The following is a 16,789-nucleotide window of genomic DNA, read 5'->3' on the forward strand; positions in this document are numbered from 1 at the left end:
TCAATGGCAGAGATCAGTTACCCATTTTCCCAGGCCAACGCCTCCGGCGGGACCGACATGGTCAGCCAAACCCAGTGGCAGAAGCTCGCCGCCGGTCACGGCGACCGGATCGACTTCCGGCTGACCGCACCGACCTACGCCACCGGGGCCCTGCCCTTCTCGGCCCGCGTCGTCGGGCGCAGCGTGGAGATCGCGCCTGGCCGTGCGCAGGTGGGCGGGTTCGCCTACGAGCTGGATGCGCCGCTTGCGGTGCCGGTCGCGGCGAACGCCGCCTCCGTGCCGCGCCGGGACACCATCGTGCTGCGGGCCGACCTGCCGAAGGGAAGCGTCAACCTGGCGGTAGTGCAGGGGCAGCCGGGCGTTACCCCGGTGGCGCCGCAGCCGCAACGCGAACTTGGTCAGGTGTGGGAGATGGTGCTGTACGAGGTGGCCGTGCCGGCCTCTAACGGGGCCGTCAGCGTCCTGCCCCGGCTCCAATTCGGCGCCCCGCCCGTGATCGGGAGTCCGTGGAACACCGCCGAGACCGCCCAGTTCACCGAGCCCAACGCCTTCCTGTACGACCTCGACGTAAACGGTGACGGCAGCCAGGCCGAACACTTCCGGGGCCGTGACGGCCTGGTGGTGACCCGTGACCTGGGCAAGTCCCGCACTTTCACTACGGTACTGGGAGGCACCAGCGCCGCCCAGGTGCCGGACGTTGACCGTGTCGTCCGCTGGCGTTGGATCGCCCCCGGAGTCGTCCACTTCGGGCTGCGGATCAGCAACCGCAGCTCCGCCCACATCGACACCACAGACGGGGCCTGGCATTTCACGGTGGCGCTTCCCCAGCCCGTCAGTGGAATTGTCCCAGCCTCATTCTCCGGGTTCCTGGAGAACACCAACTGGGCCGGGGAAGTGCCTTACATGAGCCACGTCACCGGAACCGTCTGGTGGAACGGCAGCTCCACTCTCCACCTCTTCACCCCCAACCGCGTATATCCGAGCATGGGCCTCGACGGCCTCAACCGCATTCCGGCCGGTGCCAACCTGTACCTATCCGGCACCTACGAAGCCAGCATCTTTAACTAGGAGTCGCCCCTTGCGAGTTCAGTTCGGCGGAACCGCCGATACCGTGGCCGAGTCGGCCAGCGGAGCACGAATCCCCCGAGCCGTCGGCACCGTCTGGGACGGTCCCTCAGATGGCGCCAAGCAGGTCCTCGACCTGCAAGACGCCGCCGGCACACCCATCACCCAACTCGTCGCGGACGAGAGGGGTTACATCGGCCCGTTCCTCGGCCCGGACGGGGCAGAGGTGCTGTGGCTCGACTTCGGGGCCGGCCGAGTGGCCGTCACCTCCACCACCGTGGGCAACCGCCTGACCGCGCACCTCAACGCACTCGACCCGCACAACACTCTCAGCGCGATCAGCGCCCAGAAGGGCGCGGCCGGGGGCCTGGCCACCCTCGACTCCACGGGCCTGATCCCTTCCGGCCAACTCCCCCTCGACACCCGGTACCTGGCCGCGAGCGCGGCCACCCGCTACCCCCGAAACGAGATCGGCGTCTACGTCCCTCCGGGCTGGGGCCAGACCTGGCGCACCAAGCGCGCCGCCGCGAAGACGGGCACCGGCAAGGCCGTGGTGGCCGCCGTAGGTTCCAGCACCTTCCAGGGTCTCTACGCCTCCGCCCCGCACACCAAGGGCGTGGTGGGGCTGATCGCCTCCGGCCTCCAGAGCGAGTTCGGCGACGGCGGCAGCGGCTACCGCTCCAGCGCCTGGAACGCCACCACCCTGGCGGACGAGTCCGTGCCCGCACTCAGCCAGTGGACCGACAACGGCACTCTGATTGGCAAGACCGGCAGCAGCTGGATTGAAGGGTCCAACGCGAACGGCCCCGGCGCCCACTACCTGTACTCCACCATCCCCGGCGAGAGCCTGACCTTCACGGTGCGCGGCACCGAAGTGCGGATCTACACCCTCGGTAAGGACGGTTCCCGGCCCGCCTGGACGTACCAGATCGACCAGGCCGCCCCGGTCACCGTCACTGACACCGCTTCCACCGGCCTGGCACCGATCGTCACCAAGGTCACCGGCCTGGCGGCCGGCACCCACACCGTCACGATCAAGCACAGCGGCACGAACGGTCAGTACCTGTCCGTCAACGGCGTCACCGGCGAAAACGCGAGCGGCGTGGTGGTCAACAACTACGGTCGTGGGGGCGCCACTTCGGCGACCTTCGCCGCGCCCGGCCGACTCGGCTGGAACGGGGGCGCCGACTACCCTGCCGATCTCCTCCTGTACTGCGTGGGCGGCAACGACGCCTCTAAGGGCGTCAGTGTCGATACCTGGTCTGCCAACCTGCGCTCCGTCCTGACGGCCGTCCGCGATGGCACCTCCGCCACCGGCCTGCCCGCCACCGGGGACACGGACGTCATGATCGTCATGCAGCACATCGGGAAGTTCGACAACACGCATCTGCGCTATCAGGACTACTGCGCCCGGGGCCGCGCCATCGCGGAGGCGTTCGGCGCAGCGTTCGTCAACTCCTGGGCCATCGGCCGGAATTCCTGGAACTACGCGCAGCAGCTCGGCTACTGGGGCAACGCGTACGACCCGTCCGGGTCCGGCGCGGACCCTGTCCACATGTCCGACGCTGGGCACGCCGCGATGGCGGCCACCATCCTGCCCATCCTGACCAACTGAAAGGGGCCGCCCTTGCCCACCAACCTCTACACCGGAGACCAGTACACCGAGGCCGGCAGCCTCGGCACCACCACCGCTGGCTACGGCCTCAAGCTCAAGGAGGGCGCCAATGCCAAGCTCGGCACCACCGCCCTGGCGGCCGGCACCGCGACCGTGACCACCACCGCGATCACCGCCACCAGCCGCGTCTTCCTCACCGCCCAGACCCCGGGCGGCACCCCCGGCGCGCTCTACGTCCAAACCCGCACGGCGGGCACCTCGTTCACCGTCAAGTCCACCAGCAGCACCGACACCTCGACCGTGGCGTGGCTCATCGTGGACCCCGCGTAGGCAGGTGAGCGAATGAATTCACTCCAGATCCTCGGCTACGCGGGCACCGCCGCCTCCATCACCGCCGCGCTCGTCATGGTCCGCGCCTCCTGGCAGATCAACACCGCGCGCCTGTGGCGCGAGGAGGCCGAGGCACAGAAGACCCGGGCCGACCGCCTCCAGGCCGACATGACCGAGATCAAGGAGCGCCTGGCCCGCCTGGAGGTCGAGAACGCCCGCCTGGTTCAGCTCCTCACCCAGCTCTCCCCCGAACAGCTGCGTTTCCACATCTAGCAGTTCATCGATTCATTCACTCAAGGGGACCGGCCCGACGCCGGTCCCCTTCTCCATGTCCCCGAACGAAAGAGAGACCGCATGGCGCAGGCAAACGACATGATCGCGATGGCCGCGAGCCAGCTCGGCTACCGCGAGGGCGGATCGCCCGGCAACTACAACAACAAGCAGAAGTACAGCGGCGAGGTCCCCGGGCTGGAGTGGTCCAACTACCAGCCCTGGTGTGCCACTTTCGTCTCCTGGGTGGCCATGAAGGCCGGCCTCGCTGACCGGCTCCCGCGCACCGCATCGTGCGCAACCGGGGTCAACTGGTTCGAGAACAAGGGCCGCTTCTCCGCCTACCCGGCCGTCGGCGCGCAGGTCTTCTTCGGCCCCGGCGGCGGCACCCACACCGGTCTCGTGACCGGCTACGACGGCGACTTCATCTTCACCATCGAAGGCAACACCAACGACGAGGGCTCCCCGGAGGGGTACGAGGTCTGCCGCCGCAAGCGCGCGCGGCGCGACGGCTACGTGCATGGTTACGGCCTCCCGGCCTACGCAGAGGGGGTCACCACCGCGGACCCCATGCTCAAGGGCAAGTCCGGCTTCGTCTACGCGGCCACCGCCTCTGGCCCGGCCGGGAACTCCACCTCCACGCGCACGATCGTCGTTCGAGCGGGTCAGACCCTTGGCGCCATCGCCGCAGCGGCCGGTGTCACCCTCGCCACCGTCCTGTCCCTGAACCCGGGCATCAAGAACCCGGACGTGATCCAGCCGGGTCAGCCCATCACGGTCCCCGCCAACCCGCAGCCGGGCGGCGGCAACGGCTCCTCCGGGTCGGGCAGTTCCGGCGGCTCCTCCGGCGGCGGCACCCCGCCGGTTCCCGAGAGCCAGCCCGAGCCCCCGAAGCCGACCAACCCGAGTGCCGGCCGAGTCCCGGCCTACGCGGGCCGGCCGTTCAGCTACTCGCCCGGCCAGCAGCCCACCTACTCCCCGCAGGTCCGGCAGTGGCAGGCGCAGATGCGTGCACGCGGCTGGGACATCACGGTGGACGGCCTGTATGGCCCGAAGTCGGCGAGCGTCGCCCGTCGCTTCCAGGCCCAGAAGGGCCTTCGTCCCGTGGACGCGGTCGTGGGCCCGATCACGTGGCGCGCGGCCTGGACCGCGCCCGTCACCTGACCTCCCATCAGGTCCCCGTACCACCACACCTCGTCATAGGAGTTCCGCATGAATGAGTTCATCTCCAAGCACGGCGTCCGGCTCTTCGCCGTCCTCGCCGCCCTGGTCCCGCTGCTGATCACCCGTCTGCCGGCCGTCCCGTGGGAGGCCCTGCTCGCGGTGGCCGCCGCCGTCCTAGGCGCGGGTGAGGCCGCACAGCGACACGAGGACACCAAGACCACCGTGGCCCTGCACAAGACGTCCCCGTGGGACCGGGCCACCGCCCGGCAGGCCGAACTCACCCAGCAGGAGACCGACCTGACCGCCTGACAGCGGTAGGCTCGATTAGCGGTTCGGAGGGGAAATTGTTGGCCCAACGTGGGCCCGCGAGCGCGCCCCTCCGAACCCAAGTCGGCGGCGCGCGAGCGGGCTTGTCCGACTGATGGCCTATCATGGCCGCATGAGTGAGGACGGTTGGCACTGGGCGGCGCCAAGTGACCCGCGCCAGCCGGAGCTGGCGCGCATCACCATTCCTCAGTTGGACAGGCTCTTCCACGAGGCGGCTAGCCGGGCCGCGAGGATGGCAGCGGAGGTCACTCACAGCGCCAGGCGCACTGTGTGGATGAGTCTCCTTGATCGACTGCGCTCCGAGCGCATGGCGGAGGCCGCCGCACCACGGTACGACTTCCGCTTTGACGGTCTCATCAACGGGGTTCGGCAGACCTATCACTTCGAGGTCAACTCCATTGCCCCGGCGGTCACCGGGGACGGCCCGCCAGCTGGGCCGGTGGTGACCTCGGAGACAAACCTGCGCATGCTGGCCCCCTGCAAGTGTGGGCAGTCCAGTTATGCGACTCTCTGGGCCCTACTCATGGGCAGGCGGCCTGAGCCACCCAAGCCGGACCCGTTCCGGGTTGTCGTTGACGGGACGTGCGGCGCCAAGGTCAGCCCCCAGGCTCGGCGCGGCGAGCTCGACGAGCTGCTTACGCTCGTGGCCCTTGTCCTGGTGTGTGGCCCTGCAATCCTGCTCCCACTTCTCATCGGGCTGCGCCCCATCTATGTCGGCTACGTACCGCCGACCTGGGCGTGCGTCTGCGGCTCGGAGCGCTTGGCCGGCCCCGTGGTGCCCAGGGGCCCGGAGCCGCTCCCGGCGGAGCTACGTCGGCCGGGGACTGCCCGGCCGACGTCCCGTCTGGGGCACCCCTACAGCTTCGTTCTCTCCGCGTAGCTGGTGCCCCCTCTTAGGGAGGGTGCGCAGTGCGCAGTTTCTTCGATCTTCTCCTGACCCTCGGGGCTGTCATCCCCTGGTGGGGGTGGCTGATCTTGATCACCATGCTGATCGCGGCATGGGTGGCGGACCGGTTCTTCGAGAAGTCCATGCCCACCGAGTCCGAGCACCGGCTCACCTGGTGGCAGGACCGGAACCGCCTGAAGCAGCAGAGGCGCGAGCAGCGCCAGCTGGAGCGCAAGCAGCGGCGCGACAAGAAGCGCCGCCAGAAGCGCTACGAGCTGCGGAAGTAGCCAACAGGAACGCCCCCTCCCTAGCGGGAGGGGGCTCTTTCGCGTTTCCGGCCTACGCCGCCACGGCGGCTTCGGAGTTCCAGGCCGCGACCTTCCTCGACCACCAGGCGCGGGCGGACTTGGTGTCGGCCTCCTCCGCCATGGCGACCCAGTTCGCCGGAGCGGGGCCGCGTGTGCCGGCTGTGGAGCACCCTGCGGCCGGCACGGCTTCCTGCACCTGCTCCTCGTGCTCCTCCGGGACGGTCTCCTCAAGTTGCAGCTGCTCGGGCTCGGCCGGGCGATCCACGCGAGCGGCCCAGACGTACGACGCCGAGTGCACCACGGTCACCTCCTCACCCGTGTCCACGTCCGTCAGCGGGTTCCTGCCGCGCTTCGACTTCTCCCAGTCAAGGACCACCAGGGGGCCGCTCTCGTTGACCGGCCCCTTCGCCGAACCGCCGAAGTAGAAGTAGCTCAAGCCTGAGGACATGTTGACCAGGTTGGCGACCTTCATCCGGTCCCAGACGCGGCCCGCCGGGGCGGGCTCGGCCTCCGGTTCGACAGTGGCCTCCTCCTTCTCGTTGAGGGCCTCCGGCTCGGTGCCCTCGGTCTCCTCGGCGTCGGCGTCGGCGTCGGCGTCGGCGTCGGCGTGCCAGATCTTCCGCCAGGGAGACGACTCGTGCACCACCGTGCCGTCCTTTGCCAGCAGCCGGATCAGGCCGTTACCGGTCTTCTCTGCGGTCACCAGAACGGCCGTTCCGGCAGTCTTACCACTGCCTCCGAACAGGAAGGGCGCATCCGGGGCCAGGTCAAGCTTGACCAGCTCGGTCCACTTCCAGGCCGGGCCGGCCTTCGCGGCCGGAGCCAGCCATACCTTCGTGGCCGGGGAGCCGGTCAGGATCACCTCATCGGACTCCACGCTGATGATCTCGTACCGGCCTTCCCCCGCGTAGTTCAGCGTGGCCAAGGTCGCCTCCGTGGGACTCTTCGACCGCGCTCCGGCCTTGCCTCCGAACAGGAACCGGGCCTTCTGCGAGCGAGCGTCGCCTACGTCCCGGATCGACCCGCGAACCCACTCCGGCCCGGCCGCCTCCGGCGCTTCCACCTCCGGCTCGACTGCGGGCGCGGGTACGGCCGCTGCCCGCGCTGCCGCCTGACGGGCCCGTGCGGCGGCCACCTTCCCCGCCAGGTCCACAATCACCCCGGTCACCGCCGCCGGCTCGGCAGGCGGCACCACCGCCACCGGAATCTCCTCCTGCTCGGCGCGGTCGAACTCGGCCACCCGCTGGCCGATCTCCTCGTACCTCGCCTGGTACTTCTCCACGAACTTTCGGGCCGCCTGCGCGCGGGCACCAGTGTTGTGGGTTGCGATGATGTCCTCCGCCTTCGTCAGCATCCAGCCGAGGGTCTCGTACCGCACCCGGCCCGTGGTCCGGGTGTTCGTCCACGAGCAGGCCGCAATGTCCGCAGCCACCACGCTCTTGCCCGAGTACTTCGCTCCGTTGTGCATGAAGATCTCCAGCGACTTCGGGAAGGCGATTTCGGTCCGGATGTCGCGGGGATTGTTCGGAACGTAGTCCAGTTCGTGCTTGGACAAGACGCTCTGGCTGGCCCGCTTCTCGTTGCCGTTGGAGCTGGTACTCCAGTTCCGCGCCAGGTCGAGGTACACGCCGAGCTGGGCGTTGGTGAGGTTGACCTTGACGCTGCTCTGAGCGTTGCCCTGGTTGAGGGCCTTCACGGAGTGGACCAGGTCGAGCCCGGCTTGGTCCTCCGGGGCGAAGGCGCGCTCGATGTGCTTGCGGAGCTGGGCGGGGAGGTGAACGGAGACAGTGGACGGGGACATGGGAGTGATCCTTTCGGTGGAGCCTTCACGGCTGTCCAGGAGGATGGAGAGGGCGGGTACGCGGATGACCTCGCGGCACACGTCGCAGTCGCAGGTGTGCTGTACGCAGAAGCAGCCGGGTTCGTCGCAGAGGCGGTCCGGGCCGATGCCGGAGCCTTGGTCGTACCAGGTGGGATAGACGACGTGCTCACGGTTGTAACGGTGACCGTGGGGCAGGTGGCGGCCCTCGCACGGGGCGGTGGCCTGTCGGGCGGAGTCCTCGGTGAGGAAGGCGGCCCGGCAGTCGAGGCACTGGAGGCGGCCTTCCGGCCGCCTCCGCAGGGTGTGACTGGCCATCAGAAGTTAGAGGGCAAGGAGGAGCTGGATCGGGTTGACCGGCGTGGCCGGTGTCGGCACCGGAACGGGGGCAGGGGCCTTCGGCTGCGCGGACTTCGGGCGGGCCTTCGTCGGTGCTGCCGGGCGGCGGGGAACGACCAGGCGCAGGGGTGGGGCCGAGGCCGGCTTCGGGATCTCTCCCTGGGGGGCGGCCAACTCGGGCGACGTGATGCGGCGGTAGATGGTGGGCTTGGCGCCCCGTCCGGGGTTCTCGCCCTTGACCATCTCCACGTCGTCCATGTCCTCCACCGCCGCCCGCAGGGAAGCGGCGGTGACCCGGGTGCCGAGGGCCCGCAGCATCATGGTGGAGGTGGCCTCACCCTCGTACCGGTCGAGGATCTCGTAGATGAGCTCCGGCAGTTCCTTCACCGCGCGGCCGGTGGTGTTGGCTGCCGCGTGCACCAGCTTCTCGACGCTGGTCATGGAGTAGGACACGAAGGCCCACGCAGCGTCGAGGGCGGCGCGGCTGATCCTGGTCTTCATCTCGGCGGCCGTCAGCACGGCTGCCACCCGCACGACCTGTTCGGCTGAGCGCTCCAAGTAGCAGCTGAGCGACTCCGGCATGTCGGCCATCCGAGTCTCGATCAAGGCCCGAAGTTCGTCGTAGCGCCGCCCGGCCTCTGCCGTCAGTGCCATCCGCCGAGGCTCACGCTGGGCCCACCGATAGGCAGCGGTCAGGGCCTTGGACTCGGCGATCCGCTCTTGGTGGTCCCAGGGAAGCATTTTGGACCGTTCGACCAGGACCGGCAGCAGCCGGTTGAACTGGCCGCCCAATGCGTCGGTGCCGTCCACGTACTTGGCCCACTCACCCGGGGTGATGTGGGCGTGGAAGCCGAGCAGGGGGCGTTCAACGATCTGTTCCCCGGAGCCGTCCTTGGACTTGATGACGTTACTGACGCGCTTGCCGTCCCAGGCACTCCGCAGGTGCTGACTGAACGTGGGGCACCGCTTCGCCCGCTTGAGCACGCCCGCCCACTCCTCCTCGACCACCAGGGCGCGGCCGTCCATGCCGGACTCGGTTCCGGCGGTCTCAAGTTCCAGCTGGAACAGGTGGTTCACCAGGGACGGGCCGGAGCTGATGCCGGAGGCGACCCGGGCCCCGAGGAAGCCCCCGATGCTCTTGCTGAGCAGGGTTCGGGTGGTGCCCAGCGCGTAGCCCTTGCGGCCGAGGGAGGACTTCCCGGCCAGCACGGTCCAGACCACGACGGGCCGGCCGTTGGTCATGGTGACGCTCCGACTCAGAGCGGCCGAGTACAGGGCCAGGGTCGCGGCGTAGATGCCGATCGGGTCGGCCTCGCTGTCGGGGACGGCCGCCGCCACGGCGTCGCCCAGGGGTCCGTACTTCATCGCGTCGAACGTGGTCACTTCTCTGATCTCCTTACGCGGCGGCGGTGTTGGTGGCGGGGGCGGGAGCCTCCAGGGCCCCGACGAACCAGCCCTCGAACTTCTGGGCGTGCGGGTCGCACAGGCCCCAGAGCTTCTCTCCGAGGACCAGGGGGGTGGTGGCGGGCACATCGGCCGCACCAGTCGCGGTGCAGCCGTCGCAGACGAGATCCTCAAAGGGGTTGGCGGACACGGTGGTTGTCTCCTTCGGGTCGGTATCGGGCGCTCATGGCGAAGGCCGGACCCCGAAGGGTCCGGCCGTCACCAAAGGCGTCCGCGTCAGCTGATCCAGCCGCGAACGGTCTTGAGCTCTTCGCCGTAGCAGCGATTCGCCACGTCCTCCAAACCGGCGAACGGGTCGTCCAACAAGGTCATCGCAGCATTCACCAGCAGGTTCATCAGGTCGCCGTCACGGTCTCCGAGGTCGAGTTCGTTTTGGATCGTGTCGGCCGCAAGGTTGAGTACGTCGCTGATGCTGTCCCGGGTGATCGGGATGTGAGTCGGAGTCTCGATGGTGTCGAGCAGGATGTTCGTCATAGGTTCCCCTTCGAAGTTGAGTGGTGTGGTGATACGGCGTTCAGCCGCTGAACTCGACTTTCAGAAAACGGAGTTCGGGGGCGCTGGAATCAGTGACCTCGACCGTGTAGATGGCGTATCCGCTTCGCCCGGTGCCGGTGTGCACGAAGAGGTGGTCGTACTCCCAGTCCTCCCGCTCAGGGGTGCCCTCCTTGGGCAGCGGGAGCGGGACCACGGCGGTCTCGGTCGTCTCGATCGTGGCATCGGTGTAGGTGTTGGTGATGGCAAGGGTGATCAGGGCCTGGCCGGTGGTGATCTTCTGCACGGCGGTCTCCTCCGTCGTCTGGCTGGCGTGCTTCTGGTTGTTCGTCATGCGGCCAGCTCCGGCAGGGGTCGGCGAAGAAGCGCCCGCTCGGCCTGGAAGACCTTGACCACCCGCTCCACAAACACGGCCGCCACCGGCTCCGGGAACGGGTACTTGGACGCCAACTCACCGCAGCCGCCGAAGAGTTCGGTCAGCTTCCTCCATCGCTCCCCGTCGTCGGCGATCCGAGCGACGCCGACCGCGCGTCCGGTCAGGTGGGTGTGGTCCTCGATGTACTGCTTGATCATGCTCATAGCTCGTATCCCGTCTCTCGCTGGTACGCCTGTCGCACGGCGGCCGGAATGGCTCCGCGCGTCCCTACGAAATGGCCCTGTTCACGGCCCCACACGCGGGCCTTACGCATGTGCTCGGCATGCTCGTACGCCCGTTGCCGACTGTGCTCCGCATCGGACCAGGCGTCGGCCCGATCCCGGGCCTTCTGGGCCTCCCGCTCCTGGCGGGCCCGCTCGGCGGGCAACTGGGCTATGTAGTAGTTGAGCTCCACAGGGCTGAGCTCTGATGTGTCCTCCTCCAGCCGAATTCGCTGGCGGACGAGAAAGCGCCGCGCCTGCTCCAGGTCGAGCGTCGCGAGGACAGCAGGGTCGGGCGGGGTGTTCATCGCCACCACAGCAGCCACCCCCAGCCACGAGGGCGGGGGCGCGGAGGCTCCGCGAACAACCGCGAAGGCCCAGATGCCGCCCACTGCTCAGGCGTCTCGGCATCGCCCGTCGCGGGCTCGTCGGTGTAGAGGTACCAACGGCGGGGGTCAGACCTGACAGCCTTGACGGCCAGGCCGACAGCTTGTGTCTCGTCGCTGGCGTGCACCTTGACGAAATGCACGCGGATCTCGTCCACGGGCACGTAGTACTCGGGCATGCGGGTGTCCTCTCTCGTTGGATTGGTTGGTGCGGGAGGCCCCACTGCGTCAGGGCCTCCCGCGGCCGGCCTGAGGGCAGACCTCTCCCCGGGACCGCAGCCGGCATCAGGCGCGGCCGAAGCCGGCTGCGGGGGACCTACTTCCTGAGGGTGTGCCGGTTGATCAGGTCGAGCGCATCCCTGACCGACCCCCCGCGTCCGAGCGGGCGACCGGGCACCTTGAGCACGCCCCGTCCGTGGAGCCGGAGCTTGCCGGGCCCACACCCACGGGAGTGCCAGGTGTAGGACAGCTCCCAGCCCTGCCGGGACTCCCAGCCCGGCTCAGGGTTCGGGCCGGGCTCCGGCCCACGGGCCGCTCCCACCGTGACGAACGGTTCCGGGACCTTGGGGCCGTACTGCCACCGAGCCGTTGCCTGCCATCCGTGGTGCCTGGCGTACTCGATCAGCTCCGCCGCCTTGAGCGGCAGTTCGTAGCCGGGTGCCGGGATCGCCAGCAACTCCCGGAGCTTCTGGCGGTAGTCGTACAGCTCCGCCTTCTGGAGCCCGGTACGCCGGGCGGGTGGAATCCGAATCAGCGCTCGCACGATCGGCTCCAGCCGGGCTATCTCGTCCAGGGTGTTCACGCAGGCACCGCCGCTACCGCCAGGTTCGGCTCGCGGTAGTCGGAGACCTGCACCCACCCGCCCTTGACGGTGTCGAGCCGGATATCCGGGGTGTGCTCCCAGTCCGCAAGGAGGCGTGCCTCCTCAATCGTGGTCACCGAGCTGGGCGACGCGTACGCGGTCACCTCCTGGCCGACCAGGTCGCGCCACTCGGCCAGCACCGGGAATAGCGAGGCGAAGTCGTCAACCCGTGCGAGGAACGACGCTTCCGCCGGAGGAACGTCCTCGGCGTACTGCGGTACGTCCGGCCGAGTCCGCTCGGCCATAGTCATGAGCCACCCCACGGCGGTCTCCTGTCTGTCGTTGGTCAGGGGCTCGGTCGAGCGCCCATGGAAAAGGCCGGACCCGTATGGAGTCCGGCCTTGGCCAAAGGAGTTCGAGCGTTAGAAGGCGGTCACACCAGTGGCCGCGCTGTAGGTCTCCCGGATCAGCTCCCGAATTGCGGCCTGGTCCACGTCGTCCAGCCGAGAGCGCCGGAACTCCTGCCGCCGCAGAGCAATCACCAGCGTTCGCAGCTCCACCCGAGTAAGCGCCCACGGACCGGCGTCCGGCAGGTTGCGGGCATGCCGCAGGAAGTTCGCGGCGTTCACCGAGTCCGTTCCGTTGAACACGGGGTCGCTGGTCGGCTCCAGCGCCAGATTGAGTACCGACCGGAGCCACGGTCCCTGGCGCTCGTTGTCGGGCATCACCACGTAACTCTGCTCACCGTCGCGGGACGGTCCGCGTCGGCGGCCGGGAACTGCCAGGACATCCGTCAGCCCGTACCGCGCCACGTAGTCGGGCAGGGGCAGGCGAGTCCAGTACTGGAGAGTCTTCCGGTGCTGAGCACACAGGATCACCCGAGCGTGCCCGCCGTTTCCATCGTCGGTGAAGTGCACCACCACCGCGTCGTTCGCACAGTGCCCGGACTCCGCGCCCACGTAGACCTCGCAGAGGTACCCGGAACGCTCCACCCCCGTGTGAACGGCCAGAATCTGACGGGCCGTCTCCTCCGTGTCCGAGTGGTAAAACCAGTGGTGCACACCGGCCTTCGCGTCCCAGAGGTAGATGTACCACTCTTCCCGGTGGTCACGGACCCTGGCCACGTATCCCCGGTAATCGTCCGTCCCCTCCTGGCCGAGATTCCAGACGTTGGGGGTCCTCTTGTGCCACACGGTCATGAATGAATTCCCTCCCTAACGAAAGAGGCCCGCCGGTTGGCGGGCCTCACGTGATAGCGACTTGCTCAGCGAATTTCGACGTGACGAGTTGTCTCGTCTTCCGGCCGCCGGTGCACGTCACACCGAGCAGCGCAAGAGTGGTGCCTGTCCCCATACCGCTCCGTACAAGCCCAGTGCGTGGGCGTCTTCTGGCACGGAAAACAGCATTTGACTCCATGGATTGCCGCAAAGCTGCTGTAGTGGACGCCAACTCGGTTGCTCATGGGATACCCCCCCTTAGGGTCGGTCAGAAGTCGGCAGCGAGGCCGCCGGGTACCAGCGAATGTGGTCGAGCGCTTCAACGAGACGGACGAGTGGCCCGTACCCCCATTCCCGCTGCTCCCGGACGTGCTCCAGAACGGCCGGAACAATCTGCTCCGGGCCGTCGTCCTGGCCGTGAGTGTGGGGGCTGTAGTAGGCCATCCCTCCTGTGTTCACCCGGACCCCGGCGTCACCCCACAGCACTTCATGCCTGACGTCACGATTCACGTACTCGGGTGCGCTTTCCTTGGCCACACCCACAGTCGAGTGGCTGTATTCGTCATTCATATTCTCAGCCCCATTCCTTCCGAATTAAAGTCAGACAGCAAATTCGAGATCGTCACACATGAGGTATTCCACGTGGTGCCGGTCCCCCGGCTCGGTGTCGTGGGCGGCGTGGTGAGCCATAATCAGCTCGGCCATGGGCCCGCAATAGAAGGCAGAGAAGGCAGACGAAAGCGCCTCGGCCTCATCGCAGGTGAAAATTGTTTCGCCGTCCACGGTGCATTCCGCAAGCAGCCGAGAGAAGGCGTCAAGGATCATCTCCTGATCCCGACCCATGGGCACCTTCGGTGCCGTCTTCGTGCCGAAGATGCGGGAAAAGGCGATACGGGCAGTCTTGAACATGGAATTCCCCTTCCAGGGAGTGGCGCCTATCCGATTGACAGGCTTTGGAAAGGCCGGGAATTTCCCGGCCAGACCAGAGCATGTCACTCGGTGTTGGAGTCGGCCAGCCAATCGCAAGCAAGCTGAAACCCCTGCTCGCAGTCGTCCACCTTTGACTCGTAATATCCCTCGTCCCATATCTTCACGTACTGCTCACCGGTCGGCTCGCTGGCCTTGCGATTTTCCGCCTGAGCATGGAGTGCCAGAAAGAGCAGCCCCAGAATCGAGATGGTCAGGATGACTCGCATCACCAGATCACGCATGTTAATTCCCTTCACGTTAAGAAACCCCCCAGATCAACTTCTTGGTCAAAAAAGGGGGACCTGGCCGAGGGCCTTCCAGACCTCCTCGGCCTCTCGAATGCACCGCTGCTTTGCCTTATGGGCGGCAGCCCCTTGGAACGAGAATTCCTCTCGGCTGTACTGCCACCAAGCCTTCGGCGGGTAGAGGATGCCCCGCACATAAGCGCGCTCGCCCTCCGTCATATCGATGGAGCACTGGCAGAAGTCACACCAGTAGTCATCTGCGGCCAGATCTGCTTCCCCGCTTTCAACAGCGGCCAGAAGCTGGTCACGGCAGCCGTGCAGGGCTTTCGGACAACCGCAATCCGGGTCAGACGCGTAGCACTCGTTCTCAGATGGATGGTTTTCCTCCCACTCCAGCTGGCTGTGGCGTTCGTCATCAAGGCCACCGCCCGACAAGGCGGATTCCAGCTCCCGGGCCGCCTCCGTGATGCCCTCGTGAGCGGAGTTGAAGACATAGAAGTTCCCCGGGCCAAATGCCCACTCCTCCCCGTCCGCCACGGCTTCCAACACCCGCTCAATCACCTCCGCATCGCTGGCACCCCGGGCATAGGCGCAAGAGTCGTACTGATAGTCACGGGGGTTCGTGCTACTGCCGACCGGAGACCCGAGCGGGTCACAGATCATGTCTATCGACGGCCAGCCGTTCTCCTCCGCAACGGCTTCGAAGTCCCACCACCCGTAGGTGTAGTTCTGACTGGCGTACTCACGGATCTGATCCGAAAGCACGACCTTAGCGGTATTGACCACGGTTGTACCCCTTGTCTCGAAGCCGGCCGCAGGCAGGAGTCTGCCCGGGACCGTTGTCTGAATTAATTGTTTCGCTTAGCCGACCAAGCGGCTTGGCGCTCCGTGCGCACCATGAATGCATGGCCCCTGTCGGGCCCACACGGAGCACGTCTCATCCACCCGCACCAATGTGCCCAGGTACCGGCCTACATGTCCGGAGAGACCACCCTCCGCAGTGGCGGAGGGTGTTGACTGAACGCTTCCCGCTCGCTCCCTAGGTCCCTTCTGCCTAGGCTCTTGCAATAGTCGTCGCAGGTCGGTGCGTCAGTCGTAGGTTTTACGTCGGCTGCGTGTCTGCCCCGTTCGCTCGCTAATCCCGAGTTGCCCCGAAATCAGGTCGTCGCGGCACATAGGAACGTTTCCACCGACGGTGCCAGGCTCTGAGAGCGTTTGTCAGACGCTCTCTCGGCCCAGTCCTAGGGTGCTCTGGCCTGCCCTCACAGTTCCGCACGCTCCCGGTCCTCATGGCCTTTCGGTGTAGTGACCTGCCAGCGCACGCGCTGATGGTTTCACCGGCCCCTGTTTGGATTCCGGAAGCATGCGGCCCGCAAGAGCCGCTGAGCTAACCCCTTTGATGTTTTCAAGGTACGTGCGGTGCCTTCCCGGACCCTTCCCGCTGTTCTCCCATCTCGGCTGTTGTGATCCCGCCCCTAGAGGGGGTAGAACCCGCCGAAACGTCCACGGTGGGTATCCAGTCCGGCCGCAGGTTGTACGGCCTTTCTAGTGGTGCTGTAGTGCGTTTGGGAGGCTTCTAGCCCTCCGTCGAATCACCCACCTACTTGCATCCGGCGTTTTCCCTGACTCCCCGGTGACTCCGGGGCGGTACTCGCTGCCGTGCTCTTCGGTGCCGCTTGTTCCGACACCGAGAACATTAGGCGCGCGCACCCCCCAGATCAACTTTTGGATTCCGGCCACTGCTCCCGGCCGCCCCCCGTCGGCACCCCCCTGGCATCCCCCAAAGGTGATGATGAGCACGCGACTAGCAGGGCAAACAGGGGAAAGTCAAGGGTGCAAAGTGGGACACTTTCACGATGGATATCACTCAGCGTGGATGCAAAGTAGCTAAAAGCCATGCCTCATCGTTATTCTCTCGTTACCAAATAGGGCCGAAAGAGACTCGTTCGCGACCCCGGCGTTATCCTTCCGTCACCATTGAGACGCTTGTACTACCTCCCTGACGCCCCTCCTGCCGCCCCTCCGAGCTGCCTGAGCGCCAACCCTGACAGGCCGTCAACTCCTGTGCAGGGCAGGTCAGTTGGTGCAACACCCCTGCTCATGGCCCCGTGAGTGAATGAATTCATTCGTCCGCCCTTACCACACCTACACCGGGGGTAATGTATTAATACGTTCGAAGCGGACCCACCGGGGGCGCCTTCCTTCGATCGCGTACGGGTATGAATTTTCACAAGGGAACAAGCCCCTGTGCGGCCCCGTGCCGGCCTGGCAGCCGCGGGGCGGTCGAGAGGGGCCTTGAAGGCGCAACTGGGCTTCCTGGCAACGGTTTTGGCCCTCTTGGGCACCCTCCGCCCGGCCGAACGGGGCGCGAATGAATGAATTAAGTCACCACAGAGGCCCTGGATGTGACCTGCGACCCTTTTTTGGGTTCCAGCGAGCACTTATTGCCCAGGGC

At 66.9% G+C, this 16,789-nt stretch carries 22 protein-coding genes; 7 read left to right on the top strand and 15 right to left on the bottom strand.

Annotation, left to right across the window (positions count from 1 at the left end):
• Window positions 1-3 precede the first annotated feature (3 nt).
• The 7 genes from ACIRBX_RS12000 (at window position 4) to ACIRBX_RS12030 (ending at window position 5,944) form a co-directional block, all read left to right on the top strand.
• Window positions 4-1,068, top strand: a complete 1,065-nt coding sequence (locus ACIRBX_RS12000) for a hypothetical protein (RefSeq protein ID WP_402295777.1) — start codon at window positions 4-6, stop codon at window positions 1,066-1,068.
• Window positions 1,069-1,078: 10 nt separating this feature from the next.
• Entirely contained in the window at window positions 1,079-2,680 is a 1,602-nt protein-coding gene (locus ACIRBX_RS12005) for a GDSL-type esterase/lipase family protein (protein WP_402295779.1), read from the top strand.
• A gap of 12 nt (window positions 2,681-2,692) precedes the next feature.
• Complete coding sequence (locus ACIRBX_RS12010; protein WP_402295781.1) at window positions 2,693-3,010, top strand: hypothetical protein; 318 nt, start codon at window positions 2,693-2,695, stop codon at window positions 3,008-3,010.
• 12 nt (window positions 3,011-3,022) lie between these two features.
• Window positions 3,023-3,283 (top strand): hypothetical protein, encoded by a 261-nt coding sequence (locus ACIRBX_RS12015; protein WP_402295783.1) that lies wholly within the window; start codon window positions 3,023-3,025, stop codon window positions 3,281-3,283.
• Between the two features lie 81 nt (window positions 3,284-3,364).
• Entirely contained in the window at window positions 3,365-4,444 is a 1,080-nt protein-coding gene (locus ACIRBX_RS12020) for a LysM peptidoglycan-binding domain-containing protein (RefSeq protein WP_402295784.1), read from the top strand.
• 48 nt (window positions 4,445-4,492) lie between these two features.
• The gene (locus ACIRBX_RS12025; protein ID WP_402295786.1) at window positions 4,493-4,753 is read left to right on the top strand and encodes a hypothetical protein; all 261 of its coding nucleotides are present in this window, start codon (window positions 4,493-4,495) and stop codon (window positions 4,751-4,753) included.
• 1,002 nt (window positions 4,754-5,755) lie between these two features.
• Window positions 5,756-5,944 carry a hypothetical protein gene (locus ACIRBX_RS12030; protein WP_402295788.1) on the top strand — a complete coding sequence of 63 codons (189 nt, stop codon included), beginning with the start codon at window positions 5,756-5,758 and terminating at the stop codon, window positions 5,942-5,944.
• Window positions 5,945-5,996: 52 nt separating this feature from the next.
• Here the strand turns inward: ACIRBX_RS12030 and ACIRBX_RS12035 are convergent, their stop codons facing one another.
• The 15 genes from ACIRBX_RS12035 to ACIRBX_RS12105 form a co-directional block, all read right to left on the bottom strand.
• Entirely contained in the window at window positions 5,997-8,102 is a 2,106-nt protein-coding gene (locus ACIRBX_RS12035; RefSeq protein ID WP_402295790.1) for a hypothetical protein, read from the bottom strand.
• Window positions 8,103-8,108: 6 nt separating this feature from the next.
• Window positions 8,109-9,506 (bottom strand): DUF3987 domain-containing protein, encoded by a 1,398-nt coding sequence (locus ACIRBX_RS12040; RefSeq protein ID WP_402295791.1) that lies wholly within the window; start codon window positions 9,504-9,506, stop codon window positions 8,109-8,111.
• A gap of 13 nt (window positions 9,507-9,519) precedes the next feature.
• Window positions 9,520-9,717, bottom strand: a complete 198-nt coding sequence (locus tag ACIRBX_RS12045) for a hypothetical protein (protein WP_402295793.1) — start codon at window positions 9,715-9,717, stop codon at window positions 9,520-9,522.
• Between the two features lie 86 nt (window positions 9,718-9,803).
• Window positions 9,804-10,061 carry a hypothetical protein gene (locus tag ACIRBX_RS12050; RefSeq protein WP_402295795.1) on the bottom strand — a complete coding sequence of 86 codons (258 nt, stop codon included), beginning with the start codon at window positions 10,059-10,061 and terminating at the stop codon, window positions 9,804-9,806.
• A gap of 40 nt (window positions 10,062-10,101) precedes the next feature.
• A complete protein-coding gene (locus ACIRBX_RS12055) occupies window positions 10,102-10,413 on the bottom strand; it encodes a hypothetical protein (protein ID WP_402295796.1) in 312 nt (103 codons plus the stop codon).
• The gene (locus ACIRBX_RS12060) at window positions 10,410-10,658 is read right to left on the bottom strand and encodes a hypothetical protein (protein ID WP_402295797.1); all 249 of its coding nucleotides are present in this window, start codon (window positions 10,656-10,658) and stop codon (window positions 10,410-10,412) included. The genes ACIRBX_RS12055 and ACIRBX_RS12060 overlap by 4 nt, the downstream gene beginning before the upstream one ends.
• On the bottom strand, window positions 10,655-11,029 hold the full coding sequence (locus ACIRBX_RS12065; protein ID WP_402295799.1) for a hypothetical protein: 375 nt from the start codon (window positions 11,027-11,029) through the stop codon (window positions 10,655-10,657). Before ACIRBX_RS12065 ends, ACIRBX_RS12060 begins: the two co-directional genes overlap by 4 nt.
• Window positions 11,020-11,280, bottom strand: coding sequence for a hypothetical protein (locus ACIRBX_RS12070; protein WP_402295800.1), 261 nt, complete (start codon window positions 11,278-11,280; stop codon window positions 11,020-11,022). Before ACIRBX_RS12070 ends, ACIRBX_RS12065 begins: the two co-directional genes overlap by 10 nt.
• A gap of 137 nt (window positions 11,281-11,417) precedes the next feature.
• Window positions 11,418-11,903 (bottom strand): hypothetical protein, encoded by a 486-nt coding sequence (locus tag ACIRBX_RS12075; RefSeq protein WP_402295802.1) that lies wholly within the window; start codon window positions 11,901-11,903, stop codon window positions 11,418-11,420.
• Window positions 11,900-12,214, bottom strand: a complete 315-nt coding sequence (locus tag ACIRBX_RS12080) for a hypothetical protein (RefSeq protein WP_402295803.1) — start codon at window positions 12,212-12,214, stop codon at window positions 11,900-11,902. The genes ACIRBX_RS12075 and ACIRBX_RS12080 overlap by 4 nt, the downstream gene beginning before the upstream one ends.
• Window positions 12,215-12,325: 111 nt before the next feature.
• A complete protein-coding gene (locus ACIRBX_RS12085) occupies window positions 12,326-13,102 on the bottom strand; it encodes a hypothetical protein (protein ID WP_402295805.1) in 777 nt (258 codons plus the stop codon).
• Between the two features lie 276 nt (window positions 13,103-13,378).
• Window positions 13,379-13,690 carry a hypothetical protein gene (locus ACIRBX_RS12090; RefSeq protein WP_402295807.1) on the bottom strand — a complete coding sequence of 104 codons (312 nt, stop codon included), beginning with the start codon at window positions 13,688-13,690 and terminating at the stop codon, window positions 13,379-13,381.
• A 30-nt stretch (window positions 13,691-13,720) separates the two neighbouring features.
• The gene (locus tag ACIRBX_RS12095; RefSeq protein ID WP_402295809.1) at window positions 13,721-14,029 is read right to left on the bottom strand and encodes a hypothetical protein; all 309 of its coding nucleotides are present in this window, start codon (window positions 14,027-14,029) and stop codon (window positions 13,721-13,723) included.
• A gap of 83 nt (window positions 14,030-14,112) precedes the next feature.
• Window positions 14,113-14,331: a hypothetical protein gene (locus ACIRBX_RS12100; protein ID WP_402295811.1), complete on the bottom strand. Its 219-nt coding sequence runs from the start codon at window positions 14,329-14,331 to the stop codon at window positions 14,113-14,115.
• 45 nt (window positions 14,332-14,376) lie between these two features.
• Window positions 14,377-15,120, bottom strand: a complete 744-nt coding sequence (locus ACIRBX_RS12105) for a hypothetical protein (protein ID WP_402295813.1) — start codon at window positions 15,118-15,120, stop codon at window positions 14,377-14,379.
• Window positions 15,121-16,789: the final 1,669 nt, after the last annotated feature.

The organism is Kitasatospora sp. NPDC096147 (assembly GCF_044763225.1).
Classification (GTDB): domain Bacteria; phylum Actinomycetota; class Actinomycetes; order Streptomycetales; family Streptomycetaceae; genus Kitasatospora.

Bases quoted from the DNA above. Each gene is read 5' to 3' on its own strand.
- ACIRBX_RS12015 (WP_402295783.1), top strand. From the start codon at position 3,023: ATGAATTCACTCCAGATCCTCGGCTACGCGGGCACCGCCGCCTCCATC.
- ACIRBX_RS12100 (WP_402295811.1), bottom strand. From the start codon at position 14,331: ATGCGTGATCTGGTGATGCGAGTCATCCTGACCATCTCGATTCTGGGG.
- ACIRBX_RS12080 (WP_402295803.1), bottom strand. From the start codon at position 12,214: ATGACTATGGCCGAGCGGACTCGGCCGGACGTACCGCAGTACGCCGAG.
- ACIRBX_RS12070 (WP_402295800.1), bottom strand. From the start codon at position 11,280: ATGCCCGAGTACTACGTGCCCGTGGACGAGATCCGCGTGCATTTCGTC.
- ACIRBX_RS12095 (WP_402295809.1), bottom strand. From the start codon at position 14,029: ATGTTCAAGACTGCCCGTATCGCCTTTTCCCGCATCTTCGGCACGAAG.
- ACIRBX_RS12060 (WP_402295797.1), bottom strand. From the start codon at position 10,658: ATGAGCATGATCAAGCAGTACATCGAGGACCACACCCACCTGACCGGA.
- ACIRBX_RS12035 (WP_402295790.1), bottom strand. From the start codon at position 8,102: ATGGCCAGTCACACCCTGCGGAGGCGGCCGGAAGGCCGCCTCCAGTGC.
- ACIRBX_RS12000 (WP_402295777.1), top strand. From the start codon at position 4: ATGGCAGAGATCAGTTACCCATTTTCCCAGGCCAACGCCTCCGGCGGG.
- ACIRBX_RS12050 (WP_402295795.1), bottom strand. From the start codon at position 10,061: ATGACGAACATCCTGCTCGACACCATCGAGACTCCGACTCACATCCCG.
- ACIRBX_RS12090 (WP_402295807.1), bottom strand. From the start codon at position 13,690: ATGAATGACGAATACAGCCACTCGACTGTGGGTGTGGCCAAGGAAAGC.
- ACIRBX_RS12030 (WP_402295788.1), top strand. From the start codon at position 5,756: ATGCTGATCGCGGCATGGGTGGCGGACCGGTTCTTCGAGAAGTCCATG.
- ACIRBX_RS12025 (WP_402295786.1), top strand. From the start codon at position 4,493: ATGAATGAGTTCATCTCCAAGCACGGCGTCCGGCTCTTCGCCGTCCTC.
- ACIRBX_RS12020 (WP_402295784.1), top strand. From the start codon at position 3,365: ATGGCGCAGGCAAACGACATGATCGCGATGGCCGCGAGCCAGCTCGGC.
- ACIRBX_RS12085 (WP_402295805.1), bottom strand. From the start codon at position 13,102: ATGACCGTGTGGCACAAGAGGACCCCCAACGTCTGGAATCTCGGCCAG.
- ACIRBX_RS12055 (WP_402295796.1), bottom strand. From the start codon at position 10,413: ATGACGAACAACCAGAAGCACGCCAGCCAGACGACGGAGGAGACCGCC.